Here is a 19,852-nt window from a genome sequence, read left to right as displayed (position 1 = left end):
AGGTAAATCCATGATCCGCTTCACCAAATCGATGCGCGCCAAGGCCGCACTGGCGGTGGGCGGATCGTTGCTCTTCGGGATCGTCGCGACGAGCCCCGCGCCGGCCACTCCATCGGAGTTCGGCGCGGGTCTCGCCATCAGCCCGCTACGCATCGAAATCGACGATGCCGCGCGCGGCGCGACTGTCATGCTTACGAATACTTCGTCTCGTCCGCTGCCTGTTCAGTCACGTCTCTTCGCCTGGTCCCAGGCGTCCGGAGAAGACGTTTACGTACCGAGTTCGGACCTGACCATTTCTCCGTCCATTGCCTCCATTCCTCCTGGAGAGACCCAGATCGTGCGCGTGTTGCGCAACGGTGCTGCCTCGCCAGGGGAGAAACGATACCGGCTGATCGTCGATCAGTTGCCCGATCCAGCGGCTGCCCGTTCGGGTGCCGCCGAAGCGCGCATTCGCTTTACCGTACCGATGTTCCTCGATCGCTCCAAAGCCGTTCCCGCCCAGTTCGAGTGGCGAATCGGCGGTGACGGCATCGAGCTTACGAACACCGGTGGCGCGACAGCGCGGATCATGCAGCTTGAAGTGAAGACAGCGAGCGGCACCGCGGTGCCGATCGAGCGCAATTCGCTGCGCTATGTCCTCGGAAACTCGACCATCGCCTGGCCAGTGGAGAATGCCTGTTCGCTGGGGCCGGTGACCGTCACCGCCTCGGTCGACGGCCGGACGGTCGATGCCCAGCCTCGCTCGACTTGCAGCTAGGCCTTCTTTTGCGTTTCTCGCAGCTGCTGCTGCGGTAGCCGGCACGCCGCTGGCGGCGCAGAGCGATCCGTTCGAACTACCCAAGGGTCTGACGGCTCAGAGCGTCCGTCCGGACGACGGACCACGGCTGTCCGAAATTACAGTAGATGGCCAGGCGTACCCGCGGATGATCACAGTGGCCGGCAGCGGTAGCGACATGACCGTCGAGGCCGACGATGCACGCGCCGCGGGCCTGCCGGTGCCCGAAGGCGCGAGCGGGCAGGTGCGGCTCGATGCGCTGAAAATCTACAAGTGGAACTATGATGGGTTGCGCCAGCGCCTCGAGGTAGAGCTCTTCCGCAACAACGACGGCGAAAACCTGAAAGACTTCGCCCGCCGTGCCGAGACTATGAGCGAGAGCCGCCCGCTGCTTGCTCTGCGCGTCGACTACGACCTGACCGCAACCGTATCGCGACGGAACTCGAGCGTAGGGGGGCTTGTCTCCGCTACCATCGTCTATGGCAACTTCGCGCTCGACAGCACTGCGCGCGCTACCACCGATCCGGAAGTTGGCTCACCGGGACTGCTTCGCCTCGATACGGTGGCCAGGTTCGCGATGCCCGATCGTGGGATGGCGGCTTCCATCGGAGATTTCGTCAGTGCCGGCAGCCAAAGCCAGCGCGCGGTTCGCATGGGGGGAATCCAGATCGCCTCGGACTTCGATCTGCGTCCCGACCTGGTGACCGTGCCGCTTCCTGGATTCTCGGGCAGCGTGGCCGTACCCACGACGGTCGACGTGCTCACCGGCGATCAGCGCTACTCGCTGGGAGAAGTCGCGCCAGGCGACTTCTCGGTGCGCAACGTGCCGACCCAGCCTGGTCGCGGCGAGGCGTCGGTTATTTTGCGCGACGCGCTCGGCCGTGAGGTTGTTCAGACCGCCCGGTTCTACGTGTCGGACCGGCTGCTTGCTCCACGCACTACCGGTTATGCGGTCAATGCGGGATTCGTCCGACGACGATATGGCTATGAGAACAACGATTACGGCCAGCTTGCGGCCACCGCCTATGTCAGGCGGGGGCTTTCGCCGCGTTTGACCGTCGAGGGCAGCGCAGAGTGGACACGCGGTACGGCCAATGCCGGTGCACGTGGCGACTTCGTGATTGCGGAGGCTGCGCTGGCAACGGTCGAGGCGCGCGTGAGCAGCGATTCGGCAGCGGGTAGTGGCACACTGCTGCATCTCGGACTGGAATCGTACGGCAGCAGGCTGGGCGGCAGCATCCGCGCGACGTTGCCCAGTGTGAGTTACCGCGACGTCGCCACCCGGTTGGGAGACGAAGCACCTCCGCGCGAGTTCGCAGGGCAATTCTTCTATCGTTTCAGCGGCGACACCAATTTCCAGCTATCCTACGCGCGCCACGAATATCGCGGCATCAGGCCTACAGCCTTGGCCGACCGATCCAGCGAGGTGCTCAACGCCAACCTCCGCGCTCGATTGTCGTCTCGCGCGACTTTCTTCGCCGGGGCGGGTGTTCGCCGTGGCGCGAGTGGTTCTGCCGTGTCGGGCGCCTTGGGGCTCTCCATCAGTCTGGGTGGGAGAACCAACGCTGGAGCCTACGCGAGTTACGACGATGGGCGTCTCTCCGGCTCTGCAACTTATGCCCATGATGCGCAGCAAGACGGGGATATCGGCTACCGCGCTTCCGCCACCGCATCCGGTGGTAACCAGCGGCTGAGCGGTGGTCTGACCTGGCGCGAGCGGCGTATCCTGCTCGACGGACAGCTCGAAGAGGTCAATGGCGTGTTCGCAGCGCGCGGCAACGCTCGTGGAACGCTGCTTATCGCCGGCGGATCTGTCTTCGCGCGCAACCAGAGCGGTGGGAGTTACGCACTCGTTCGCACGGGTCGCGTGGGCGGAATCCCGATCACCCGGGAAAATCAGGAAGTTGGGGTCACCGACGACAAGGGCCTGTTGCTGGTGCAGAACATCCCGGCGCAGGCGACGATCAAGATCGACGTAAAGGCTGACAAGCTGCCCGCCGACGCACTCGTCCGTGAAACGACCCACTTTATTCGCGTTCCTCGCCGCGCGGTCGCGCTGGTGGAGATCGACACCCTGCGCTTTCGTCCCGTGCTTCGCCAGCTCGTGGACTTGGCGGGGCGGCCCCTACCGGCGGGGCTGCCGGTCCGCTCCTTGCCGTCAGGAGAAACTACGATCGTAGGCTTTGACGGGTTCGCCGAAATCAACGCGGGTTCCCAGGATAGTCGCCTGATGGTCGGTCACCCTGGACAGGCCTGCCTCGTTTCGCTCGGCAGCGCTTCTCTTGACCAGGAAGGCCAGCCACCACTTCGCTGCGAACCGATGACTGTCGCCCAGCAGATCGAGGACGGGCCGGAGCTGAGCACTAAGAAATCGCGGGATCGTCGCCAGCGCGCCACGCTGGCGGTCAGCGCCCCTTGATCATCTTTATCCGCTTGTCCGGACGCGGCGATGGGACGGAGCGAGAACGGTGGATAGTGCGGGTTCGGACCGGCTCTTTGACCCATTCCTCTGTCACCGTTTCTCGGACGACCTGTCGCTGGGGAATGGCAACCAGAACAGGCACCAATGCGTAGCCTCCGCCGTAGCCATAAGCATGGCCGGGATAGCCGTACCCGTAATACGGCGGATATCCAGCGGTCGAGTATGCACCCGACATGTAACGATCCAGATACATGGCGCATTCGTCTTCGCGGCGCCGATCGCCCGCAGCTTCCACTGCGCTGCCGATAGCGGCGCCGGCGACCCCGCCCACACCGGCCCCCAGCAGAGTTCCGCCGAGTCGTTCCGAATCCCAGGCCCGATTGCCGATCACTCCGCCGAAGACCGCCCCAAGCAGCGCGCCGATCACGCCCGCCCGTTCCCGGCGAGGAACGCCGCGAATCCGGTCATGGCAATCGCCGATCCAGGCATCCCGGTCGAAAAACGCAGGTCCTCGATATCCCTGGTCCGGATGCGGGTACGGTTGGTAATCCACTCGCGGCGCGTAAGCTCCGGGATGGACAGGCGGATAGGCCACCGGATGAATATCCGGCCGCCTCGTCATTGGCGGGGGCAGGGACGGCAACGCTGTCGCGGCCGGCTCCTCGACATAATAATCGCTGGACGGTGCCGGAGTACCCGGCAATGCCTGGACCACGGGGTCGCTGCGGAATGTAATGTCAGCTTCCGGAAGAGGCTGCGCGTATTCGTAGTCCTGCGCGAAAACCGGAGTGGCGGATGCGAGGGCGACTGCAGCGGCGCAGCAAGAAAAAGACAGATCGCAGGCTGACACGCGCATGACATTCCCCGTTATGTGCGCGACTCCCCGCGCGTTAACGAAAAATTTAGCATCGTCCTGTGCATAGGCCAAAGCGGGCTGGCGGGACGCGTCCCGAAACGGGTCGGTTACAGCCGGGACGCCAGCGCGCCGGCCAACCGCTCGATCCCCGCCGCGTCTTCGGCATCGAAGCGGGCGGGCGTGGGGCTATCGAGGTCGATCACGGCGAGCACTTCGCCATTCTTCATTACCGGTACGACGAGCTCCGATCGGCTAGCGGCATCGCACGCGATGTGACCGGGAAAGGCGTTCACATCGGCGACCAACTGGGTCTGTCCACTTGCCGCCGCTGCACCACACACGCCTTGACCGAACGGAATGCGAATGCAGGCCGGGCGGCCGGCGAAGGGACCCAGGACAAGCTCATCGCCCATTGCCCGGTAGAATCCCGCCCAGTTCAGATCGGGCAAATATTCCCAAAGGAGTGCGGCTACATTCGCCATGTTGGCGATACCATCGCGTTCTCCCTCGGTAAGGGCGAGTGCTGCATCGCAGAGCTGCCGGTAGATTTCCGGTTTGGATGAGGCTGGATCGGCGCGAAAATCGTACATCGTAACCGCCTGTAGCGCAGCCTTGCGTTGCCGCAAGCCGCACAGCGCCTTAACAACTCGCCATGAGCACTGGCCGCAAAACCCTCGCAGTCGTCCTCGTCGTTGTTCTCGTGATCATCGGCGTCGTCGCCTACCTCGCCACCCCGGATAAGGCGCAAGTGCCGATCGGCGCTGTGACCGGAACCGATCCGCGGCTGACCGATCCGAGAGCGGAAAGCTTTCCGACAGTCGGGATTGCCGAGCCGGTGGGCTGGAAAGCGGGCGAAGCGCCCATCGCGGCGAAAGGCCTGGCCGTCACGCGTTTTGCCGATGGGCTCGATCATCCGCGGACGATGGCGGTCCTTCCGAACGGAGACGTGCTGGTCGCGCTGACCAACCGGCCGCCTGCAAAAGTATCGGGTGGTATCACCGGTTTGGTCGAGAAGTTTCTTTTCCGCAAAGCCGGCGCGGGCGGACCGTCAGCCAACAAGATCGCGCTGCTCCGCGACGTGGATGGCGATGGCAGGGCCGAGCAGGTGGCGCTCCTGGCAAACCCGGCACTGGCCTCCCCGTCGGGAATGGCCTGGGCAGATGGCACGCTTTACGTCGCCAACCATGACGCAGTCTTGGCGTTTCCCTACGCCCTCGGATCCACGCAGCTCAGTGGCAAGCCGGTCAAGCTGATGGACTTGCCGCCGGGCGGCAATCACTGGATGCGCAACCTGGTGATTTCTCCCGAAGGGAGGGACCTCTACATCGCAGTCGGGTCGGCGTCCAATATCGCCGAGAACGGCATTGAAGCTGAAGAAGGCCGTGCCGCGATCTGGAACTATAACCTCGATACCAAACGCCAGCGCCTTTTCGCGCGCGGAATGCGCAACCCCAACGGGTTGGCGTTCAGCCCCTGGAGTGGCGAACTTTGGACAACGGTCAACGAGCGGGACATGCTGGGTTCCGACCTCGTCCCCGATTACCTCACCAATGTTCCGATCGGTGCCGATTACGGCTGGCCCTGGGTTTGGTGGCGCCACAACTTTGACGAACGGGTCGACGCGTTCCAGCCCGCGGGCTTCAATCCGAGCTATATCCGTCTGCCGGAATATGCGCTCGGGCCGCACGTTGCGGCTCTGGGCCTCGCCTTCGCCGGCAACGGCAGCACGCTTGGATCTCAATTCTCATCGGGGGCAGTGATCGCTCGGCATGGCTCCTGGAACCGTTTTCCCAAGTCCGGCTACGACGTCGTCTACGTTCCGTTCGATGCGCGTGGAAATCCGACCGGGAAACTGGTCCCGATCCTGACCGGCTTCCTTTCCAAGGACGGCAAGACCACCCGCGGCCGCCCCACCTGGGTCGCCTTTGCCCGCGATGGTGCCCTGCTGGTAAGCGATGATACGTCAGGCATCATCTGGCGGGTCACTGCTCCCGGGGCGGCTCCAGCCCCTGCAATCCAGCGCCTCGGCGGCAATCGCATGCCGCCGCAGCGAGAGCTGCGCGGGCAGAAGGCGACGTTCGATGAGGATTACGTGCGCGAGACGAACGAGTAACCCTCGATACGTAATCCCGCCCGGCCGGCAAGTTCGGTAATGAACTGCCAGGCCGTCCGGCCGGAACGCGCGCCGCGGCGCTTCGCCCATTCGAGCGCTTCGGCCTCGTCCCAATCCAGCCCGAGGCTTTGAGCATAGCCGCGTACCATGGCGAGGTAATCGTCCTGTCCGGCGGCGTGAAAGCCGATCGAAAGGCCGAACCTGTCGGCCAGTGCCTGAAGATCATCCAGCGCGTCACGCGGATTGAGCGGATCGTCCTGTTCCGACCCGTGGCGCGGGACGATCGCCCGACGGTTGCTGGTGACCGCCAGACGGACGTTGGCAGGCCGTGCGTCCACGCCGCCTTCCAGCCAGCCGCGCAGATGCCGAGGACCCACCGTGTCCCCCTCAGCGAAGCCAAGGTCGTCGAGATAGACGAGGAAGCTGCGCCCACATGCGCCGAGCTGCGAAAATAATGCCGGCAGCATGGTCAGCGCGTCGGGGACGACCTGGACCAACGCCAATGCGCCCGAGGCATCGGCTTGCGCGGCGATAGTTGCGGAACGAACCAGCGCGCTCTTTCCCATCCCGCGTGCGCCCCAAAGGAGCATGTCGTGTGCCGCCGCACCGCGCGCGAGACGAGCGACGTTCTCGCTCACAAGGTGTTTTTGCCGGTCGATCCCGAACAGAAGTTGAAAAGGCGGCGCGGCGATGCGCGCGATGGCCCGAGGCCGGGCCCCGTCCCAAACATAGGCTGGCGCGGAATTCCAGTCTGCAGGATCGTTCTCGGCGGGCGCGATCCGCTCAAGGGCGGCCGCAATCCGCTCGAGCGGATCTTTCATGCGCAGAGCGCCTCATTGGAGAGCTCATAGAGCAACGTCGATCCCCCGCGCGCACCCGCGGCCAGCCCCATGGTCTCGGACACGATGTGATCGAGGAAATATCGGACGCTCACCTGTTTGGACGCGGCGAGGGATGGCGAAGTGCCTTGCTCGATCGCTCTGCGTTGACGGAGAAGCTGCCACCCCGCGACTGCTACGGCGCACATGGTTGTAAACGGGACGCTTCCTGCCAGCCGATCGTCAAGGGTCGCTTCACCGCGCATCCAATCCGCGATCGAACGGCATTCCTCTGCCAGCCGGACCAGCCCCGTTTCCTCGCCCGCGTCGCGGCTGATGTCGCCCAGCAACGCGTCGAGCGACGCGCCATCTTCCAGTCCGAGCTTGCGGGTGACGAGGTCCGCTGCCTGGATCCCGTTGGTGCCCTCGTAGATCGGGGCGATCCGGGCATCCCGGTAATGTTGCGCCGCGCCGGTTTCCTCGATGAAACCCATTCCGCCGTGGACCTGCACGCCAAGGCTGGCGACTTCGACTCCGATGTCCGTCCCCCACGCCTTCAGCATTGGCACCAGGCATTCCCCACGCGCCGCCGCTTCTGTATCACCAAGGGTGCCTCGGTCCACCTGCCCCGCCGTGTAGTAGAGCAGCGCTCGCGCGCCTTCGGTCAGCGCCTTCATTCGAACCAGCATCCGGCGCACGTCGGGGTGCTCGATTATCGCTACCGGTTTCCTGTCGGGTGAACCTGCGCGCACCGACTGAATCCGATCCCGCGCGTAGGCCAGCGCGGCCTGGGTAGCCCGCTCGCCAATCTGCACGCCCTGATTGCCAACATTGATACGGGCGTTGTTCATCATCGTGAACATCGCCATCAATCCGCGGTTCGGAGCGCCGACCAGTTCCCCGATGCATTCGCCGTTGTCTCCGTAACTCATCACGCAGGTGGGAGACGCATGTATGCCCAGCTTGTGCTCCACGCTGACGCAGCGGAGATCGTTGCGCGGGCCGACTGACCCATCGGCATTGACCAGGTACTTCGGCACCACGAACAGCGAAATCCCCCTGCTCCCTTCCGGAGAATCGGGCAGACGCGCGAGGACCAGATGAACGATGTTCTCCGCGAGTTCGTGATCGCCCCAGGTGATGAAGATTTTCGTGCCGGAGATGCGGTATTTGCCCGCATGGTCGCCGCTTTCGATCGGAGTGGCCGCGGACCGCAGCGCCCCCAGGTCACTGCCCGCTTGCGGCTCGGTCAGGTTCATCGTGCCCGACCACTCGCCGCTGATCATCTTCGGCAGGTAGAGCGCCCTCTGGGCCTCCGACCCGTGCTGCTCGAGCGCGTCGATGGCGCCAGTGGTCAGCATGGGCAGAAGGTTGAAGGCGAAGTTTGCACTGCCGAGGTTTTCCAGCACGTTGCATCCAAGCGCGAAGGGCAATCCCTGTCCGCCCCATTCGGCAGGGGCGGCAATCGCGTTCCAACCCTGATCGACGTAATGGGCGTAAGCTTCTGCGAAGCCTTCCGGTAGGCGGACGACGCCGTTTTCCAGCCGTGCCCCCTCCAGATCACCGATGCGGTTGAGCGGCGCCCACTCGCCTGCCGAGAACGCTCCGATCCCCTCGACTATGGCGGTGACCATCTCCGCGTCGGCGGCCGCGAACCTTTCGCTGCGGGCAAGTTCGCCGATCCCGGCGCAGACCTCTAGAGCGAGCAACTGGTCGGCGGTGGCGGGTCGGTACACGTGCGCTTCTCCTTGGGGTCGGCCGCGGTCACGCTTATAGCGGGTCGCGATGAGCGACAAGCACAGGACCGAGCGGTTGACAGCCGATGACGCCGGGCTCGCGCGGGCTGCCCAATTGCTCGTCGCGGGCGAATTGGTCGCGGTGCCGACCGAGACGGTTTACGGTCTCGCTGCCCGTGCGGACAGTGCCGAGGCTGTCGCGGCAGTCTATCGCGCCAAGGGCCGCCCGGATTTCAATCCATTGATTGTCCACGTGCCGGACCTGGCACAGGCGGAGCGCTTGGCAGATTTCGACGGGCGCGCGCGACTGCTTGCGGAGCGGTTCTGGCCCGGGCCTTTGACTCTTGTCCTGCCGCGGCGTCCGGAAGCCGCCATCGCCGCTGCGGTGACGGCAGGGTTGTCCACCATCGCGCTGCGTTGCCCGGCGCACCCGATCATGCGGAAGCTTCTCGAGCTCAGCGCGTTGCCACTCGCAGCACCTTCGGCGAACCGCAGCGGTGCGGTCAGCCCCACCACCGCGGACCACGTACTGGGGACGCTGGACCAGCGCATCGCCGCCGTTCTCGATGGTGGACCGTGCGCACGGGGACTCGAATCGACTATCGTGGCGCTTAGAGAGGATGGTTGGCAGCTATTGCGGGCCGGGCCGGTGACGGAGCTCGAATTGCAGTCAGCGCTGGGCAAGCCGCGCCCAGTCACCAGCGCGATGATCGAGGCTCCTGGTCAGTTGCCGCAGCATTACTCACCCGGAAAGCCGGTGCGGCTTGGCGCGCTGACCGCACAGGACGACGAGTTCTTCATCGGCTTCGGCGGTCTTTCCGGTCACTGCAATCTCTCGCCGCGTGCTGACACCGCCGAAGCGGCCGCGCATCTCTATGCATGCCTGCACGCGGCCGCCCTGTCGCCGTTTGCGCGGGTCGCGGTCGCGCCAGTCCCGGATGAGGGAATAGGGGCCGCGATCAACGATCGCTTGCGCCGTGCGGCAGCCTAATCGTCGTCAGGCTCGACCGGAACCTGCGGCAGCAGGATGCGGATTTCAGCATTGATGGCGGAAAGCCGGTCGCACGCCTGCGAACTGCCGGACAGGCAAGCTTTCTCATTTTTTTCACGCTCGCGCTGGAGCTCGCCCAGCCGCTCTTCGCGCTTGCGAATCTCACGACCTCGCTTTTCGTCGGCCTCCGATTGGCTGGTTGTCGCCAGATCAACGGCCTTGGAAGCGGCCCGTACCGGGGCAGTCGCGACGTCGAAGGCAGTCTTTGCCAGGCAGCCGGATAGCGCGAACGACGCTGACGCGAGCAGCACAATTGAAAGACCGCGCATCGAGTTTCCTTTCGTTGCGCGGTCTTAGGGCTACTGTCGTTGCGGAGCGATGAATTTATTCAGGCGTCGGTGGTGCCTCGGGGGCCGTGGGAGCGGCAGGCGCCGCGGGTGGTCCGTCCGAGGGACGCGCTCCGCTGTGGCAGTTCAACTTCCCTGAACCCATCGACTTGATCGTGCATTTGGCTTTGCCGGTCACCGTCACATCGCCTGAACCCATAACCGTCGCCTCGACGGTACCGTCGGAGGCGAAGCTGGCGTCGCCTGAACCGGCGATGGTGACTTCCGCCCCATCAACCTTGAGCCCTGCCATGTCGGCCGAGCCCGAACCGGCGATGCTCAATTCGAGCGATTGGGCGCGCCCGGCGGCGGCGAGCGAGCCCGAGCCCGCTATGGTCACTTCCAGCTTCTTCGCATCGACCCCAGCGAGTTGGACCGAGCCGCTGCCGGCAACGACGGTCTCGGCATCGCCGGTGATGCGATCAGCCTGAACCGTGCCCGACCCGGCCAATGTCAGCCTTTCAAGGTTCGGCATGGTAACGCGCACGGTCGCCTTGCCGTCGCCCTTCCAGCCGCTCTGGCGCATGATCCCGAGCGTTTCGTCATCAAGGGTGAAACGAAGTGCCTCCGCCGCGTCGGCATCGCCCCCTACCTCTATCGTGAGCTTTTCGCCTTTGCTGACGATGACCGTGTCGGGCCCGGCGAGCACAAGACTGGTGGGCGCCTTTCCGTCAAGATCAAGTTCGGACAGCGGCACGCCGTCCTTTCCGTTGATGGAGATGTGGCCGTCGCATCCGGAAACCCCGGCGGCCAGGGCGAACGCCAGCACAGGCACGACACCCTTCAAGATCTTCTGGAGCATGGCAAAAACCTCAATCGATGTTTTATCCGTATTGCTGTTATAATACAGTGCACGGACGCGGGCAACGCTGGACCTTGCCGATATCACGGCTTTTGACGCGGTTGATCGGCTGCACGATGTCGCTCGTCGATCCGGGCGGCGAGCGTGGCCGGAACCTAACGAAAAAGGCGCCCTTCCGGAGGGAAGGGCGCCTTAAGATCTCAGTGCGGCGAAAAAGCTCAGGCCTCGTCCGCGGTCTCGTAATACTTCGGCGCATGCTCGCGCAGGACCGAGAGGATCTTGCCAAGGGCGGCAGGCTCGTCGGTTTTCTCCATAGCCGCGAGCTCGCGTGCAAGGCGGCTGGAAGCCGCTTCGAAGATCTGCCGTTCCGAATAGGACTGTTCGGGCTGATCCTCGGGGCGGAAAAGGTCACGGGTCACTTCCGCGATCGACACAAGATCGCCCGAGTTGATCTTCGCTTCGTATTCCTGGGCGCGGCGGCTCCACATCGTGCGCTTGACCTTGGGCTTGCCCTTCAGGGTCTCCATCGCTTCCTTGAGGGTCTTGTCGCTCGAAAGCTTGCGCATGCCGATCGATTCAACCTTGTTGACCGGGACGCGGAGGGTCATCCGTTCCTTTTCGAAGCGGAGAACGTACAACTCGAGCTGCATGCCCGCGATTTCTTCGCTCTGAAGCTCGACCACACGGCCCACACCGTGCTTGGGATAAACAACGTAATCACCGACATCGAAAGCAGGGGCCTGGCTAGCCATCAAAGATCCTTTCGCGGGCGATCCCCGGCGAAAAAGAATCGGGCTGTCCACCGGACCTCGCCGGTCGAATAGCCTGTCTTTTCGCAGGGTTGTGGGCGCCCTTTGCTGTTCTCTTCGCCGTCGGGAATCGCTCACCAACGGGATTGATGGATTATATAACACGCTCGCAACAAAATTTCCACCCCGCGGGGGTGAGAAGAATGCTGCAGCGGACATAGCCAGTCTTGTCGGGCGATAGCCGAACAGGGAAGGCGCCCGGAGGCCTCCTGAGCGCGCGACTCAGTCGCCCTCGCCAGGCTCGGGCGTGAAAAACTTGTCATACTTGCCCTCTTCACCCTTGTGCTCGTCCGCGTCTTCCGGCGGATCCTTCTTCTGGGTGATATTGGGCCACTCGGCCGAGAACTTCGCGTTCAGCTCGAGCCACTGCTCGAGACCGCTCTCGGTATCGGGGAGGATGGCCTCCGCCGGGCACTCGGGCTCGCACACGCCACAGTCGATGCACTCGGACGGATTGATGACCAGCATCGTTTCGCCTTCGTAGAAGCAATCGACCGGGCAGACCTCGACGCAGTCGGTGTACTTGCACTTGATGCACGCGTCGGTGACGACGTAGGTCATTGCTGCTGGCCCCTTGCCTGCGATTGCGGTTCGCCCGGTGCTATGGCGGGAATTCCGTGCGGGTCAAGCGTGCGGTAACAGGCCTGGGCCTCCGCCGACGGACCGCGACGCGTCGGCATCGCTACCACTTCGATCACGCGGACACCGGCAGGCAGCGGCAAAGTCAGCCGGTCGCCTTCGACCACATCCTGGCTGACCCGGAGCACCCGCGCTCCGTTGCGGCGCACGTGGCCCCCGGCGACCAGGGACTGGGCCAGACTGCGTGTCCGGGTGAACCGCAGCTGCCACAGAAGCTTGTCGATTCTCACCTGTGCCGCCCCGTCAGGACTGCATCAGACCAGCTAACGCGGCGAAGGCAGAACCTTCGCGAGCGGGCGATTGGGGCCGGTTGGGCGCGATCCTGCGCGATGGCCGCCAGCTCCAGCGGTCGGGCGCGGGGGGCCCGGCGGCATTGTCGGGCAGGGTGCGTGCCCGCTGCACCTTGAAGCCCGCGGTGCCGAGCAAACGCACCCAGTTGTCGCGTCTGAGTCCGGTCGAAACCGCCAAAGCAGGATCGAGCGCAAACTGGCGGGCGCGCGCCCGTCCGGCGGAGTTGCCGGCGCCGCTTTCCCGTGCATCGTGCGCCGCCCGTATGAGCTTCTCGGCAACGTCGACCCGCACCGCCTGCGTGCCCGCCCTGCGATATCCCGCGGGGAGCACCCTCGCGGAAGGGAGGACGGGCGGCATGGTTGGAGCCAACGGGCGACGGTCGATCCCGGCCTCGTGCAGGGCGCGTCGGGCAGCCGGCTTGAGCAAAGCGGGAGCGAAAACGTCGAGCGCGCCAAACGTGACGCCAAGGCGGCGCAGGAACGGGCGCAGCTCGCGCGGGAGGTGCTCGATGCCCGCGTCTTCGCGCATAATCACGCCGTGCCCCGCAACGAGATTCAGAAGAAGCGCACGAGCCTGGCTGCCGGCAGCAGGATCGCGGGTGGCGGCTTCGAGCCTGGCGAGCGGAGCCAGGGGAGCCAACTGCTCGGCAAGCCAGGCTTCGGTCGCACAAATGACCGCACGGCGGCCGCCTTCAGGTATTGCACTCAGCTCCCGAGCCGGAACCAGCCTGGGACTGACCGCCGACACGCCCGGTTCGAGGCGCGCGAGATCCGTACCCTGCCAGCGGATGATGCCGCCCGACAATTCCACCGCGAAATTGTCTGCCAGCGATCTCGCGCGTTCACCGAGAAGGGCGGGAAGTGCTTTCTCCGCGGCGGCGAGCAGCATTCGCCGGTCGCTATGGCTGGCGAGCGGGTCGACCACGAAGCGAAAGCCTTCCAGATGGCCGATCGGCTCGTCCTCCACCATTACCCTGCCATCATCCGACAGGGTCACCGGCAGCAGTGCCGCGTCGGCGCCAAGGCTCTTCATCAGGATGGTCGTCCTCCGATTGACGAAGCGTTCGGTCAGACGCGCGTGCAGCGCGTCCGAGAGACGTGCCTCGACGGCGCGGGCACGAGCGGCCATTTCGTCACGCGCCAGCACCCAGTCCGGCCGTTGGGAAATGTAGGCCCACGATCTGATGGCGGCGATCCGCCCCTGCAAAGTATCGATGTCCCCCTGCGGCCGGTCGAGTTCGGCAATCCGCGCTGCAACGTAGTCCGCGCCCAGGTGTCCGTCGCGCAGATCCTGCCACAGCCGGGCGACGAACCGTGCATGGGTGTCAGCCCCGCTCTGTCGGAAGTCGGGCAAGCTGCACGCTTCCCAAAATCGCCGGACAGCTCCCGGCGTCCTGACGTCGCGCGCCAGCGGCTCGCCGGCAAGGCGCTTGAGAACGGCCAGATCAACCGCCTCCGGCGCGCGGACCAGGCCCTCCTGCCGAGGATGCGCTTCGAGATCGGCAATCAGGGTGGCGAGGCTTTCGAAGCGCGGCTCCGGCTCGCGCCAATAGAGCGCAGCCAACGGGGCGAAGCGGTGCTCCTCGATGGCATAGACTTCCTCGTCGGTGAATTCGGGACTCGTGCCGCCCGTGCCCGAAAGCGTGCCGAAGCTGCCGTCCTTCTGATGCCGGCCCGCCCGTCCTGCGATCTGCGCCATCTCCGCCGGGGTCAGCCGGCGCTGGCGCACCCCGTCGAACTTGGTCAGGCCGGCAAATGCGACGTGAGCCACGTCGAGGTTGAGCCCCATGCCGATCGCGTCGGTTGCGACGATGTAATCGACCTCGCCCGACTGGAACAGTGCCACCTGCTTGTTGCGCGTCTCGGGGGAAAGGCCCCCCATGACCACCGCCGCGCCGCCGCGGAACCGGCGCAGCATCTCGGCTACCGCATATACCTGCTCGGTGGAGAAGGCGACAATCGCGCTCCTCGGCGGCAGACGCGAGAGCTTGCGCGCGCCCGCAAAGGTGAGCGTGGAGAATCGTGGTCGGGTTACGATCTCCGCCTTGGGAAGAAGCGAACGGACCATCGGCTCCAAGGTCGAGGAGCCCAGCAGCATCGTCTCCTCGCGCCCACGGGTATTGAGAAACCTGTCGGTGAAAATGTGTCCTCGCTCGCGATCGCCGGCGAGTTGCGCCTCGTCGAGTGCAACGAAGGCGAGGGGGCCCTCCGGTCCGCCGCCTAGCCTCGGCATCGCCTCGACCGTGCAGCAGAAGTAGCGCGCTCCCTTGGGCTCGATCCGCTCTTCGCCGGTGATCAGCGCAACCGACTTCTCGCCCTTGAGCGCGACAACCCGGTCGTACACCTCGCGGGCAAGAAGCCTCAGCGGGAAGCCGATCGCTCCCGAAGAATGGCCGCACATCCGCTCGATGGCGAGGTGGGTCTTGCCCGTATTCGTTGGTCCGAGGACCGCCTTGATGGTCACGCATCGCAATGTGGCACCGCGCGCGGCCGGCTTCAACCGCGTGGTGCCGTTATCCCAAGTAGCTGAAATTAGGCCGTCGTTAACTTCGTTCGGGCAGGAAAAGCGCGCGACAGCGGCAGGGATTCCGCTGGCAGGCAATTTGGAGGGCGCGTTTGTTCAAGCCGCGCGAAATCGAGGCATCGGGACAGGGTCCCGCCAACGGCGCGCCGGGCTGGAGCGCCGCCGCGCTGACTCACGTGCCGATCGAATGCACCAGCAAGCCGAAAGCCGCCGACCTGGTCCGCACTCTGGTCGAGAAATGGGATGCCTGGCGCTGGCAAGCGGAAGAGCGGCTGGCCGGCGTGGATCTCGCCCCTGACCTGGCCCATGCGATCGGAAGCCGCCGCTGGTTTCGCGGCCTGGGCACTTTCGTGGGACTATCGGCGGTCAGCCTGGCCTTCTGGCCGGGGTTCGCGCCGCTCGAAGCCGCGCCCGCGACACGGGTCGACGATGAGGTGCGCGACGAATTTCGCAGCCAGATGATCATGCCGCTCGCGCTGGGGGCCGACAGTGGTCGTCACATGGGCGCGACCCGCGCCGTCGTGCCCTTGAGAGCTGCGCCGGAAAGGCCGACGATCTCGCTTACTGCGACGCTAGCCCAGGGCGACAGCTTCGGCCGGATGCTCCAACGTGCGGGGATCGGCGAGGGCGATGCGGCCCGGATCGAGGCGATGGTCGCCCAGACCGTACCGCTTGGCCAGATCGCGCCCGGCACGCAGGTCGACATCACACTGGGGCGCAGGCCCGCCGCCGATGCGCCGCGCCCGCTCGATTCGCTATCGTTCCGGGCACGCTTCGACCTCGCGCTCGAGGTCGAGCGGCAGGGCAGTGGGCTGGTTCTGGAACGCAAGCCGATCCGGGTGGATTCCACCCCGCTGCGCATTCGCGGCCTGGCGGGAATCAGCCTCTACCGCTCGATGCGCGCGGCCGGTGCGCCGGCAAGCGCCGTGCAGCAGTACCTCCGCGAACTCGGCAGCCAGGTCGATCTGGAAGATGGCGTCAGGCCGACCGACACTTTCGACATGATCGTTTCCTATCGCCGCGCCGCGACGGGCGAGCGCAAGGCGGGCGACCTGCTCTACGCCGGCATCGAGCGGGGCGGAAAGCCGCGCGCGCAACTGATGCGTTGGGGAACCAGCGGGCAGTTCTTCGAAGCCTCCGGCGTCGGAGAGCAGCGCGCCGGCTTGCTGCAGCCGGTGCCGGGACGAATTACCTCGAGCTTCGGCATGCGGCGGCATCCAATCCTGGGCTATCTGCGCCGGCACGCGGGAATGGATTTTCATGCCGCCTATGGCCAGCCGATCGTCGCGGTAACCGATGGCTATGTCACATCGGCCGGTCGCGCGGGCGGCTGCGGCAATGCGGTCAAGCTGAACCATGCGGGAGGGATCGCGACGCGCTACTGCCACATGAGCCGGATGGCGGTTTCCGCTGGTCAAAACGTAAGGCGCGGCCAGGTCATCGGTTACGTCGGCTCGACCGGCCTCTCGACCGGCCCGCACCTGCATTACGAGATGTACCGCAACGGGCAGGCGATCAACCCCGCCAGCGTCGCGTTCGTCACGCGAGCGCTTCTCGCGGGCGAGAACCTGGCCCGCTTCCGGGGCGTGCTTGCGCAGCTCAAGACCGTGCCGGTCGGTGCCGCGCTGGCTGATATCGTACCCTCGCCGCAAGAGGAGCGAGCGGCCGGGCCGGCGCGCGAGATCGACCGGATCGATCCGCGCTAGCGGGCCGATTGCGCCGCGAGGCGGATTGCGGCAACACCGCCGCCGATGACCGCTTCCTACCCCAACCTCCGCCTTCGCCGAACCCGTGCCAGCGCCTGGAGCCGGGCGCTTCACCGCGAGACCGTGCTCGCCCCGGCCAACCTTATCTGGCCGCTGTTCGTGACCGAGGGATCGGGGGTGGAGGAGCCGATCGCCAGCCTGCCCGGCGTGTCGCGCTGGTCGATCGACGGCATCGTGAAACGTGCGAATGAAGCGCTCGATCTGGGCATTCCATGCGTCGCATTGTTCCCGAACACCCAGGCCGAACGCCGCAGCGACGAAGGGGCCGAGGCGCTCAATCCCGATAACCTGATGTGCCGCGCGATCCGTGCGATCAAGGACGCGTGCGGAAGCGACATCGGGGTGCTGACCGACGTTGCGCTCGATCCCTACACCAGCCACGGCCAGGACGGGCTGATAGACCGCCAGGGTTATGTAACCAACGACGATACCGTGGCGGTGCTGGTCGACCAGGCGATGAACCAGGCCGAGGCGGGCGCCGACATCATCGCCCCGTCCGACATGATGGACGGCCGGGTGCGCGCGATCCGCATGGCGCTGGAGATGGGCGGCCACGCCAACGTGCAGATCATGTCTTACGCGGCCAAGTACGCCAGCGCCTTCTATGGTCCGTTCCGCGACGCGGTCGGTTCGGGCGGGCTGCTCAAGGGTGACAAGAAATCGTACCAGATGGACCCGGGCAATGCCGAGGAAGCCTTGCGCGAAGTCGCGCTCGACCTCGCCGAAGGGGCCGACAGCGTGATGGTCAAGCCGGGCCTCCCTTACCTCGACATCGTGCGCCGGGTGAAGGAGCGGTTCGAAGTGCCGGTGTTCGCCTACCAGGTGAGCGGTGAGTACGCGATGATCGAGGCTGCCGCGGCGGCCGGAGCCGGAGACCGCGACGCGCTGGTTCTCGAAACGCTCCTGGCGTTTCGCCGCGCTGGCTGCTCCGGTGTCCTGACATATCACGCGGCCCACGCGGCGCGGCTTCTGGGAGCATGATCGAAACCGCGCGCCTGGTGCTGCGCCCGCCGGCGCAGGAAGACCTGGCGTTCCGGCTCGCGGCGCTCAACACTCCCGAGGTTACCCGTCACCTTGGCGGAGTGGCCACTCCGGAACAGCTGGCGGAACGCCACGCCCGCGATATGGCCGCCTTCGCGGATCACGGCATCGGCTTCTGGACTGTAACCTTGCGCGAGACGGGAGCGCCGGTCGGCCGCTGCGGCCTCGGTTCGATCGGCCCCAAGGCTCCCGCTCCGATCGTGGGCAAGCGCGAGATCGGCTGGACCCTGGCGGCCACGGCCTGGGGCCGGGGGTATGCGCGGGAAGCGGCCAGTGCCGTGCTCGACCATGCTTTCCGCGTCCTCGCCGACGACGAGGTCTGGGGGCAGACGAGCGATTCCAATGCTGCGTCGAGCACGCTGATGCGACGTCTCGGGTTCGCGCGGCGCGGCGACCTCGATTACGTCGATGACGATTATCCGCCGCAGGACAACCCCACCACGGTGTACCGGCTGGCGCGGGCGGACTGGATGGAGATGGACCGATGATCGAGACAGAACGCCTCGTCCTGCGCGAATGGCGCGACGACGATTGGCCCCGTTTCTTCGCCGTCACCAACACGCCCGAGGTGATGCGTTGGCTCGGCGGCGTGCTCGACGATGAGGGAATGGCCGCCACCCGCGCGCGCGTCGAACGCTGCGCGGCGACCAACGGGTTCTGCTTCTGGGTGGTCGAGCGCAAGACGGACGGCGAGATCCTCGGCTTTTGCGGGATCAAGCGCGCCGACGCACCGGGCTCCTCGGTCACCGGCGCGATCGAAGTCGGCTGGCGGCTGCGTCAGGATGCATGGGGACAGGGCTATGCCAGGGAAGCCGCGACCGCCTCGCTCGACGCGGCCTTCACCACCTTCGGTGCGGACGAAGTGGTCGCACTGACGATCATCGAGAACACCGCGAGCTGGGGCCTGATGGAACGTCTCGGGATGCGTCGTGGTCCGGAGCTCGATTACGACGACCCGCGTTTCGAACCGCCGACGCGCCATCACATCGTCTATACGATCGATCGCCAGACCTGGGAGAACCGCGCATGACCACAACGCTTCCCGGCCGCCCGGGCGTGCGGATCGTCTCGATCCACGGCAAGACCCCGCAGATCCATGACAGCGCATTTATCGCGCCGGGCTGCACCATCATCGGCGACGTGACGATCGGGGCCGACAGTTCCGTCTGGTACAACTGCGTGCTGCGCGCCGATGTCAGCCGCATCGTCGTTGGCGAGCGGGCCAACATCCAGGACGGCAGTGTGCTCCACTGCGATCCCGCGCGTCCGGGCGATCCCGAGGGCTCGCCGCTGCTGATCGGGGACGACGTGCTCGTGGGCCACATGGTCATGCTGCACGGATGCGTCATCGAGGATCGCGGCTTCGTCGGCCTCGGCGCGATCGCGATGAACAAGGCGGTGATCGGCTCCGATGCGATGCTCGCCGCCGGGGCGATGCTGACCGAGGGCAAGGTGATGGCCGCGCGCGAGCTGTGGGGAGGCCGCCCGGCGCGCAAGATGCGCGATCTCGACGAAATGGCCGTGGCGGGGATGCGCATGGGCGTGGCGCATTACGTCGAAAACGCCCGCGCGCATCGCGCCGCGATCGATGGCGCGGCCCAGGACTGAATTTCCGCCGGCCAGCGACATTCGCGCGCTGGCCGACCCGGCGGGCCGGCTGGCGCTTCACGTCACGCCCGGGGCGCGAAGCGAGAATATGGCGATTGGCGCGGGCAAGCTGGCGGTCAAGGTCCGGGCGAAGCCTGCGGACGGGGCGGCGAACGAGGCGGTCATGCGCCTGCTCGCCGACGCGCTCGGAGTGGCGCCGTCGGGCCTCACGCTGTTGCGCGGCGCAACTTCGCGCGAGAAACTGGTCCAGATTCCGCCGCCCTAGCGCTCCGGTTC

At 65.7% G+C, this 19,852-nt stretch carries 20 protein-coding genes; 10 read left to right on the top strand and 10 right to left on the bottom strand.

Features of this window, described 5'->3' with window-relative positions; translation table 11 throughout:
* Window positions 1–10: 10 nt before the first annotated feature.
* Together IEW58_RS12265 and IEW58_RS12260 are read left to right on the top strand one after the other, a co-directional pair.
* Window positions 11–757: a fimbrial biogenesis chaperone gene (locus IEW58_RS12265; protein ID WP_188645376.1), complete on the top strand. Its 747-nt coding sequence runs from the start codon at window positions 11–13 to the stop codon at window positions 755–757.
* Window positions 729–3,194: a fimbria/pilus outer membrane usher protein gene (locus IEW58_RS12260; protein WP_188645375.1), complete on the top strand. Its 2,466-nt coding sequence runs from the start codon at window positions 729–731 to the stop codon at window positions 3,192–3,194. Before IEW58_RS12265 ends, IEW58_RS12260 begins: the two co-directional genes overlap by 29 nt.
* Here IEW58_RS12260 and IEW58_RS12255 read toward each other — a convergent pair.
* Both IEW58_RS12255 and msrC read right to left on the bottom strand, forming a co-directional pair.
* Window positions 3,181–4,053, bottom strand: a complete 873-nt coding sequence (locus IEW58_RS12255) for a YMGG-like glycine zipper-containing protein (protein ID WP_188645374.1) — start codon at window positions 4,051–4,053, stop codon at window positions 3,181–3,183. The two genes, IEW58_RS12260 and IEW58_RS12255, sit on opposite strands and share 14 nt — an antisense overlap.
* 107 nt (window positions 4,054–4,160) lie before the next feature.
* Window positions 4,161–4,643: a free L-methionine (R)-S-oxide reductase MsrC gene (gene msrC / locus IEW58_RS12250; protein ID WP_188645373.1), complete on the bottom strand. Its 483-nt coding sequence runs from the start codon at window positions 4,641–4,643 to the stop codon at window positions 4,161–4,163.
* Window positions 4,644–4,705: 62 nt separating this feature from the next.
* Here msrC and IEW58_RS12245 point away from each other — a divergent pair, with 62 nt between their 5' ends.
* Entirely contained in the window at window positions 4,706–6,166 is a 1,461-nt protein-coding gene (locus tag IEW58_RS12245; RefSeq protein ID WP_188645372.1) for a PQQ-dependent sugar dehydrogenase, read from the top strand.
* Here the strand turns inward: IEW58_RS12245 and IEW58_RS12240 are convergent.
* The gene (locus IEW58_RS12240) at window positions 6,142–6,987 is read right to left on the bottom strand and encodes an ATP-binding protein (RefSeq protein WP_188645371.1); all 846 of its coding nucleotides are present in this window, start codon (window positions 6,985–6,987) and stop codon (window positions 6,142–6,144) included. The two genes, IEW58_RS12245 and IEW58_RS12240, sit on opposite strands and share 25 nt — an antisense overlap.
* Window positions 6,984–8,720: an acyl-CoA dehydrogenase family protein gene (locus tag IEW58_RS12235; protein WP_229658574.1), complete on the bottom strand. Its 1,737-nt coding sequence runs from the start codon at window positions 8,718–8,720 to the stop codon at window positions 6,984–6,986. The genes IEW58_RS12240 and IEW58_RS12235 overlap by 4 nt, the downstream gene beginning before the upstream one ends.
* Window positions 8,721–8,769: 49 nt before the next feature.
* Between IEW58_RS12235 and IEW58_RS12230 the strand changes: the two genes are divergently transcribed.
* Window positions 8,770–9,711, top strand: coding sequence for an L-threonylcarbamoyladenylate synthase (locus IEW58_RS12230; RefSeq protein ID WP_188645370.1), 942 nt, complete (start codon window positions 8,770–8,772; stop codon window positions 9,709–9,711).
* On the opposite strand, the gene IEW58_RS12225 is transcribed toward IEW58_RS12230, so the two are convergent.
* From IEW58_RS12225 to IEW58_RS12200, 6 genes are all read right to left on the bottom strand, one after another.
* Window positions 9,708–10,040 carry a hypothetical protein gene (locus IEW58_RS12225; protein ID WP_188645369.1) on the bottom strand — a complete coding sequence of 111 codons (333 nt, stop codon included), beginning with the start codon at window positions 10,038–10,040 and terminating at the stop codon, window positions 9,708–9,710. The two genes, IEW58_RS12230 and IEW58_RS12225, sit on opposite strands and share 4 nt — an antisense overlap.
* Before the next feature lie 55 nt (window positions 10,041–10,095).
* Entirely contained in the window at window positions 10,096–10,899 is an 804-nt protein-coding gene (locus tag IEW58_RS12220; RefSeq protein WP_188645368.1) for a head GIN domain-containing protein, read from the bottom strand.
* A 218-nt stretch (window positions 10,900–11,117) separates the two neighbouring features.
* Window positions 11,118–11,651 (bottom strand): CarD family transcriptional regulator, encoded by a 534-nt coding sequence (locus IEW58_RS12215; RefSeq protein WP_188645367.1) that lies wholly within the window; start codon window positions 11,649–11,651, stop codon window positions 11,118–11,120.
* Window positions 11,652–11,930: 279 nt separating this feature from the next.
* Entirely contained in the window at window positions 11,931–12,269 is a 339-nt protein-coding gene (fdxA, locus tag IEW58_RS12210; RefSeq protein ID WP_188645366.1) for a ferredoxin FdxA, read from the bottom strand.
* Entirely contained in the window at window positions 12,266–12,577 is a 312-nt protein-coding gene (locus IEW58_RS12205; RefSeq protein ID WP_188645365.1) for an RNA-binding S4 domain-containing protein, read from the bottom strand. The genes fdxA and IEW58_RS12205 overlap by 4 nt, the downstream gene beginning before the upstream one ends.
* 13 nt (window positions 12,578–12,590) lie before the next feature.
* Window positions 12,591–15,110, bottom strand: coding sequence for a helicase-related protein (locus tag IEW58_RS12200; RefSeq protein ID WP_373284778.1), 2,520 nt, complete (start codon window positions 15,108–15,110; stop codon window positions 12,591–12,593).
* 143 nt (window positions 15,111–15,253) lie between these two features.
* Between IEW58_RS12200 and IEW58_RS12195 the strand changes: the two genes are divergently transcribed.
* The 6 genes from IEW58_RS12195 to IEW58_RS12170 are packed head-to-tail and all read left to right on the top strand — an operon-like array spanning window position 15,254 to window position 19,841.
* Window positions 15,254–16,867 carry a M23 family metallopeptidase gene (locus IEW58_RS12195; RefSeq protein ID WP_229658573.1) on the top strand — a complete coding sequence of 538 codons (1,614 nt, stop codon included), beginning with the start codon at window positions 15,254–15,256 and terminating at the stop codon, window positions 16,865–16,867.
* A gap of 45 nt (window positions 16,868–16,912) precedes the next feature.
* Window positions 16,913–17,908 carry a porphobilinogen synthase gene (gene hemB, locus IEW58_RS12190; protein WP_188645364.1) on the top strand — a complete coding sequence of 332 codons (996 nt, stop codon included), beginning with the start codon at window positions 16,913–16,915 and terminating at the stop codon, window positions 17,906–17,908.
* Window positions 17,905–18,456: a GNAT family N-acetyltransferase gene (locus tag IEW58_RS12185; RefSeq protein ID WP_188645363.1), complete on the top strand. Its 552-nt coding sequence runs from the start codon at window positions 17,905–17,907 to the stop codon at window positions 18,454–18,456. Before hemB ends, IEW58_RS12185 begins: the two co-directional genes overlap by 4 nt.
* Window positions 18,453–18,998, top strand: coding sequence for a GNAT family N-acetyltransferase (locus tag IEW58_RS12180; protein ID WP_188645362.1), 546 nt, complete (start codon window positions 18,453–18,455; stop codon window positions 18,996–18,998). Before IEW58_RS12185 ends, IEW58_RS12180 begins: the two co-directional genes overlap by 4 nt.
* The gene (locus IEW58_RS12175) at window positions 18,995–19,576 is read left to right on the top strand and encodes a gamma carbonic anhydrase family protein (RefSeq protein ID WP_188645361.1); all 582 of its coding nucleotides are present in this window, start codon (window positions 18,995–18,997) and stop codon (window positions 19,574–19,576) included. Before IEW58_RS12180 ends, IEW58_RS12175 begins: the two co-directional genes overlap by 4 nt.
* Window positions 19,557–19,841, top strand: coding sequence for a DUF167 domain-containing protein (locus IEW58_RS12170; RefSeq protein ID WP_188645360.1), 285 nt, complete (start codon window positions 19,557–19,559; stop codon window positions 19,839–19,841). Before IEW58_RS12175 ends, IEW58_RS12170 begins: the two co-directional genes overlap by 20 nt.
* The last annotated feature ends 11 nt before the right edge of the window (window positions 19,842–19,852 follow it).

This window comes from Tsuneonella deserti, from assembly GCF_014644315.1.
In the GTDB taxonomy this organism is placed as follows: domain Bacteria; phylum Pseudomonadota; class Alphaproteobacteria; order Sphingomonadales; family Sphingomonadaceae; genus Tsuneonella; species Tsuneonella deserti.
Note: the sequence above shows the minus strand (reverse complement) of the source record. Positions and strands in the feature narration are given on the sequence as shown.

What these genes read in the sequence shown, in the direction of transcription:
- IEW58_RS12265 (WP_188645376.1), top strand. Translation starts at nt 11, where the DNA reads ATGATCCGCTTCACCAAATCGATGCGCGCCAAGGCCGCACTGGCGGTG.
- IEW58_RS12260 (WP_188645375.1), top strand. Translation starts at nt 729, where the DNA reads ATGCCCAGCCTCGCTCGACTTGCAGCTAGGCCTTCTTTTGCGTTTCTC.
- IEW58_RS12255 (WP_188645374.1), bottom strand. Translation starts at nt 4,053, where the DNA reads ATGCGCGTGTCAGCCTGCGATCTGTCTTTTTCTTGCTGCGCCGCTGCA.
- msrC (WP_188645373.1), bottom strand. Translation starts at nt 4,643, where the DNA reads ATGTACGATTTTCGCGCCGATCCAGCCTCATCCAAACCGGAAATCTAC.
- IEW58_RS12245 (WP_188645372.1), top strand. Translation starts at nt 4,706, where the DNA reads ATGAGCACTGGCCGCAAAACCCTCGCAGTCGTCCTCGTCGTTGTTCTC.
- IEW58_RS12240 (WP_188645371.1), bottom strand. Translation starts at nt 6,987, where the DNA reads ATGAAAGATCCGCTCGAGCGGATTGCGGCCGCCCTTGAGCGGATCGCG.
- IEW58_RS12230 (WP_188645370.1), top strand. Translation starts at nt 8,770, where the DNA reads ATGAGCGACAAGCACAGGACCGAGCGGTTGACAGCCGATGACGCCGGG.
- IEW58_RS12225 (WP_188645369.1), bottom strand. Translation starts at nt 10,040, where the DNA reads ATGCGCGGTCTTTCAATTGTGCTGCTCGCGTCAGCGTCGTTCGCGCTA.
- IEW58_RS12220 (WP_188645368.1), bottom strand. Translation starts at nt 10,899, where the DNA reads ATGCTCCAGAAGATCTTGAAGGGTGTCGTGCCTGTGCTGGCGTTCGCC.
- IEW58_RS12215 (WP_188645367.1), bottom strand. Translation starts at nt 11,651, where the DNA reads ATGGCTAGCCAGGCCCCTGCTTTCGATGTCGGTGATTACGTTGTTTAT.
- fdxA (WP_188645366.1), bottom strand. Translation starts at nt 12,269, where the DNA reads ATGACCTACGTCGTCACCGACGCGTGCATCAAGTGCAAGTACACCGAC.
- hemB (WP_188645364.1), top strand. Translation starts at nt 16,913, where the DNA reads ATGACCGCTTCCTACCCCAACCTCCGCCTTCGCCGAACCCGTGCCAGC.
- IEW58_RS12185 (WP_188645363.1), top strand. Translation starts at nt 17,905, where the DNA reads ATGATCGAAACCGCGCGCCTGGTGCTGCGCCCGCCGGCGCAGGAAGAC.
- IEW58_RS12180 (WP_188645362.1), top strand. Translation starts at nt 18,453, where the DNA reads ATGATCGAGACAGAACGCCTCGTCCTGCGCGAATGGCGCGACGACGAT.
- IEW58_RS12175 (WP_188645361.1), top strand. Translation starts at nt 18,995, where the DNA reads ATGACCACAACGCTTCCCGGCCGCCCGGGCGTGCGGATCGTCTCGATC.
- IEW58_RS12170 (WP_188645360.1), top strand. Translation starts at nt 19,557, where the DNA reads ATGGCGCGGCCCAGGACTGAATTTCCGCCGGCCAGCGACATTCGCGCG.